The sequence below is a fragment of the Saccharospirillum alexandrii genome (assembly GCF_004000275.1).
GTDB classification, from domain to species: Bacteria; Pseudomonadota; Gammaproteobacteria; order Pseudomonadales; family Natronospirillaceae; genus Saccharospirillum; species Saccharospirillum alexandrii.
Window position 1 is genome coordinate 1 of record NZ_RCIP01000011.1, and the last position, 5518, is coordinate 5518.

2 tRNA genes and 2 rRNA genes are annotated in these 5518 nt (G+C 52.3%); all 4 read right to left on the minus strand.

Annotation, left to right across the window (positions count from 1 at the left end):
* Positions 1-78 precede the first annotated feature (78 nt).
* A 23S ribosomal RNA gene (locus EP166_RS20990) occupies positions 79-2968 on the minus strand.
* A gap of 358 nt (positions 2969-3326) precedes the next feature.
* Positions 3327-3402, minus strand: a tRNA-Ala gene (locus EP166_RS20995).
* Between the two features lie 96 nt (positions 3403-3498).
* Positions 3499-3575: transfer RNA gene (locus EP166_RS21000), tRNA-Ile, on the minus strand.
* 384 nt (positions 3576-3959) lie between these two features.
* Positions 3960-5489: ribosomal RNA gene (locus EP166_RS21005) — 16S ribosomal RNA — on the minus strand.
* Together the 16S and 23S rRNA genes with 2 tRNA genes alongside form the textbook arrangement of a ribosomal RNA operon.
* Positions 5490-5518 lie beyond the last annotated feature (29 nt).

The window sequence follows — 5518 nt, forward strand, 5'->3', positions numbered from 1 at the left end:
TTCCGTTCGTCAGTACCAAGCACTGTCGCAGTCTTGCTTTATCTATCCATCGGCGACCCAACACCCCTTGGGCGTTATATGGCCAAGCCGCACGGGCAATTAGTACAGGTTAGCTCAACGCCTCGCAGCGCTTACACACCCTGCCTATCAACCAGGTAGTCTTCCTGGGCCCTTTAGGAGACTCGAAGTCTCAGGGAAAACTCATCTTGAAGGGGGCTTCCCGCTTAGATGCTTTCAGCGGTTATCCTGTCCGAACGTAGCTACCGGGCAATGCGATTGGCATCACAACCCGAACACCAGGGGTTCGTCCACTCCGGTCCTCTCGTACTAGGAGCAGCTCTTCTCAATTTTCCAACGTCCACGGCAGATAGGGACCGAACTGTCTCACGACGTTCTAAACCCAGCTCGCGTACCACTTTAAATGGCGAACAGCCATACCCTTGGGACCGGCTTCAGCCCCAGGATGTGATGAGCCGACATCGAGGTGCCAAACACCGCCGTCGATGTGAACTCTTGGGCGGTATCAGCCTGTTATCCCCGGAGTACCTTTTATCCGTTGAGCGATGGCCCTTCCATACAGAACCACCGGATCACTATGACCTACTTTCGTACCTGCTCGACCTGTCCGTCTCGCAGTCAAGCACCCTTGTGCCATTACACTAACCGCATGATTTCCGACCATGCTTAGGGTACCTTCGTGCTCCTCCGTTACTCTTTGGGAGGAGACCGCCCCAGTCAAACTACCCACCACACACGGTCCCTGACCCGGATTACGGGCCTAGGTTAGAACCTCAAACTTGCCAGGGTGGTATTTCAAGGTTGGCTCCACGGTAACTGGCGTCACCGCTTCAAAGCCTCCCACCTATCCTACACAAGCAAGCTCAAAGTCCAGTGTGAAGCTGTAGTAAAGGTTCACGGGGTCTTTCCGTCTAGCCGCGGATACACTGCATCTTAACAGCGATTTCAATTTCACTGAGTCTCGGGTGGAGACAGCGCCCCCATCGTTACGCCATTCGTGCAGGTCGGAACTTACCCGACAAGGAATTTCGCTACCTTAGGACCGTTATAGTTACGGCCGCCGTTTACCGGGGCTTCGATCAAGAGCTTCGCCGAAGCTAACCCCATCAATTAACCTTCCGGCACCGGGCAGGCGTCACACCGTATACGTCCACTTTCGTGTTTGCACAGTGCTGTGTTTTTAATAAACAGTCGCAGGGGCCTGGTATCTTCGGCTGGCTTCAGCTCCATCCGCAAGGGACTTCACCTAACGCCAGCGTGCCTTCTCCCGAAGTTACGGCACCATTTTGCCTAGTTCCTTCACCCGAGTTCTCTCAAGCGCCTTGGTATTCTCTACCTGACCACCTGTGTCGGTTTCGGGTACGGTTTCGGTGTACCTGAAGCTTAGAGGCTTTTCCTGGAAGCTGGGCATCAACCACTTCGGAGACCGTAGTCTCACCGTCATCGCATCTCAGCCTTAAGATCCCGGATTTTCCTAAGATCTCAGCCTACCTGCTTGAACCGGGACAACCAACGCCCGGATGGCCTAGCCTTCTCCGTCCCCCCATCGCAGTACACCCAAGTACGGGAATATTAACCCGTTTCCCATCGACTACGCTTTTCAGCCTCGCCTTAGGGGCCGACTCACCCTGCCCCGATTAACGTTGGACAGGAACCCTTGGTCTTTCGGCGTGCGAGTTTTTCACTCGCATTATCGTTACTCATGTCAGCATTCGCACTTCTGATACCTCCAGCATGCTTCTCAACACACCTTCAACGGCTTACAGAACGCTCCTCTACCACTTGCACAAGTGCAAGTCCGTAGCTTCGGTACCATGTTTGAGCCCCGTTATATCTTCCGCGCAGGCCGACTCGACTAGTGAGCTATTACGCTTTCTTTAAAGGGTGGCTGCTTCTAAGCCAACCTCCTAGCTGTCTGAGCCTTCCCACATCGTTTCCCACTTAACATGGATTTTGGGACCTTAGCTGACGGTCTGGGTTGTTTCCCTTTCCACGACGGACGTTAGCACCCGCCGTGTGTCTCCCGGATAGTACTCACTGGTATTCGGAGTTTGCATGGGGTTGGTAAGTCGGGATGACCCCCTAGCCCAAACAGTGCTCTACCCCCAGTGGTATTCGTCCGAGGCGCTACCTAAATAGCTTTCGAGGAGAACCAGCTATCTCCCGGCTTGATTAGCCTTTCACTCCGATCCACAAGTCATCCCCTAATTTTTCAACATTAGTGGGTTCGGTCCTCCAGTTGATGTTACTCAACCTTCAACCTGCTCATGGATAGATCGCCGGGTTTCGGGTCTACATCATGCGACTGGACGCCCAGTTAAGACTCGCTTTCGCTACGGCTCCCCTATTCGGTTAACCTCGCCACATAATGTAAGTCGCTGACCCATTATACAAAAGGTACGCAGTCACCCCACGAAGGGGCTCCCACTGCTTGTACGTACACGGTTTCAGGATCTATTTCACTCCCCTCACAGGGGTTCTTTTCGCCTTTCCCTCACGGTACTGGTTCACTATCGGTCAACTGGGAGTATTTAGCCTTGGAGGATGGTCCCCCCATGTTCAGTCAGGATAACACGTGTCCCGACCTACTCGATTTCACACTGTTGGGTTTTCGTGTACGGGGCTATCACCCACTACGGCTGACCTTTCCAGGTCATTCCACTAACCGGCCCAGTGCTTAAGGGCTAATCCCCGTTCGCTCGCCGCTACTTGGGGAATCTCGTTTGATGTCTTTTCCTACGGGTACTTAGATGTTTCAGTTCCCCGCGTTCGCCTCCCAAGCCTATGTATTCAGCTTGGGATACCCGCCTTAAGACGGGTGGGTTTCCCCATTCAGAGATGCTCGGATCAAAGGTCGTTTGCCACCTCCCCGAGCCTTTTCGCAGGCTACAACGTCTTTCATCGCCTCCAGTTGCCTAGGCATCCACCGTGTACGCTTCGTCACTTGACCATATAACCCGAAGGAGTGTCGTCACCTTTCAGTGCCATCACTACTCAAAGCAATACGGTCGCAGACGGTTAGACAAAGTCTACGTTCAACGCTTGGTTCTTTCAGAACTTCATTTTGAGAAAACTTGATTAGATTGTTAAAGAACAAAACAGCTTTGCGGACTGCGCAAAGCGAAAGGATTTCACAAACCTGAAATCATTTGGCTTTACGGTCATTGAATGGATGCTTGAGGATTTATTACCTGACTTTTGACTTTCAACCCGGAGTCGGTTGAAGACCAAATTTCTGAAGACGAGGCGCAGAGTGAGGAAGCATAGTTCACTATGTGACGAGCTCTGCAACGAAGTATTCAGGAATTTGGTGGAGCTAAGCGGGATCGAACCGCTGACCTCCTGCGTGCAAGGCAGGCGCTCTCCCAGCTGAGCTATAGCCCCGAAACTTTCCTGGTCAATTTTCGCAAGACTAGGCGAAGCTCTGCGTAGCGTATCAACGATACGTGAGCAATGCTTCAACGACGTATTGCGGAAATTTGGTAGGACTGGGCAGATTTGAACTGCCGACCTCACCCTTATCAGGGGTGCGCTCTAACCAACTGAGCTACAGTCCTAAAAAACATAGCTTTGAGCTACTAGCTGCGAGCTGTTAGTTAAAACCAAAGGTCAAAAGCTCGAAGCTTCAAACTCACTGCTCGAAGCTTTTATCCATTCGCTGTTTCATCGGAATCAAGTAATTCGTTGTGGACACTTGCAGATCTAGGTTTAAGGAGGTGATCCAACCCCAGGTTCCCCTAGGNTTTTCAGTGCCATCACTACTCAAAGCGATACGGTCGCAGACGGTTAGACAAAGTCTACGTTCAACGCTTGGTTCTTTCAGAACTTCATTTTTGAGAAAACTTGATTAGATTGTTAAAGAACATCCGAAAAACCCAACCGGTTGCCCGATTAGGTCGTCAGAAGAAGTAATTCGTTGTGGACACTTGCAGATCTAGGTTTAAGGAGGTGATCCAACCCCAGGTTCCCCTAGGGTTACCTTGTTACGACTTCACCCCAGTCATTAACCACACCGTGGTCAGCGCCCAATTTTAAGCTACCGACTTCTGGTGCAATCAACTCCCATGGTGTGACGGGCGGTGTGTACAAGGCCCGGGAACGTATTCACCGTGACATTCTGATTCACGATTACTAGCGATTCCGACTTCATGGAGTCGAGTTGCAGACTCCAATCCGGACTACGACCGGCTTTCTCAGATTAGCTCCACCTCGCGGCTTCGCAACCGTCTGTACCGGCCATTGTAGCACGTGTGTAGCCCTACTCGTAAGGGCCATGATGACTTGACGTCATCCCCGCCTTCCTCCGGTTTGTCACCGGCAGTCTCCTTATAGTCCCCGACATTACTCGCTGGCAAATAAGGATAGGGGTTGCGCTCGTTACGGGACTTAACCCAACATTTCACAACACGAGCTGACGACAGCCATGCAGCACCTGTCTCAGTGTTCCCGAAGGCACCAAAGCATCTCTGCTAAGTTCACTGGATTTCAAGAGTAGGTAAGGTTCTTCGCGTTGCTTCGAATTAAACCACATGCTCCACCGCTTGTGCGGGCCCCCGTCAATTCATTTGAGTTTTAACCTTGCGGCCGTACTCCCCAGGCGGTCGACTTATCGCGTTAACTTCACCACCAAGTCCATAAAGAACCCAACGGTTAGTCGACATCGTTTACGGCGTGGACTACCAGGGTATCTAATCCTGTTTGCTCCCCACGCTTTCGCACCTCAGCGTCAGTATCAGCCCAGACAGTCGCCTTCGCCACTGGTGTTCCTTCCGATCTCTACGCATTTCACCGCTACACCGGAAATTCCACTATCCTCTGCTGTACTCTAGCTAGCCAGTTTTGAATGCAGTTCCCAGGTTGAGCCCGGGGCTTTCACACCCAACTTAACTTGCCGCCTACGCGCGCTTTACGCCCAGTAATTCCGATTAACGCTTGCACCCTCCGTATTACCGCGGCTGCTGGCACGGAGTTAGCCGGTGCTTCTTCTGTGAGTAACGTCAATGATGATGGGTATTAACCATCACCCCTTCCTCCTCACTGAAAGTGCTTTACAACCCGAAGGCCTTCTTCACACACGCGGCATGGCTGGATCAGGGTTGCCCCCATTGTCCAATATTCCCCACTGCTGCCTCCCGTAGGAGTCTGGGCCGTGTCTCAGTCCCAGTGTGGCTGATCATCCTCTCAGACCAGCTACGGATCGTCGCCTTGGTAAGCCTTTACCCCACCAACTAGCTAATCCGACGCAGGCTCATCCAGTAGCGAGAGCCGAAGCCCCCTTTCCTCCGTAGAGATTATTCGGTATTAATCCGGATTTCTCCGGGCTATCCCCAACTACCGGGTAGATTCCTACGCGTTACTCACCCGTCCGCCGCTCGTCAGCGGGTAGCAAGCTACCCCTGTTACCGCTCGACTTGCATGTGTTAGGCCTGCCGCCAGCGTTCAATCTGAGCCATGATCAAACTCTTCAGTTTAAATCGTTTGGCAGATACCCGAAGGCATC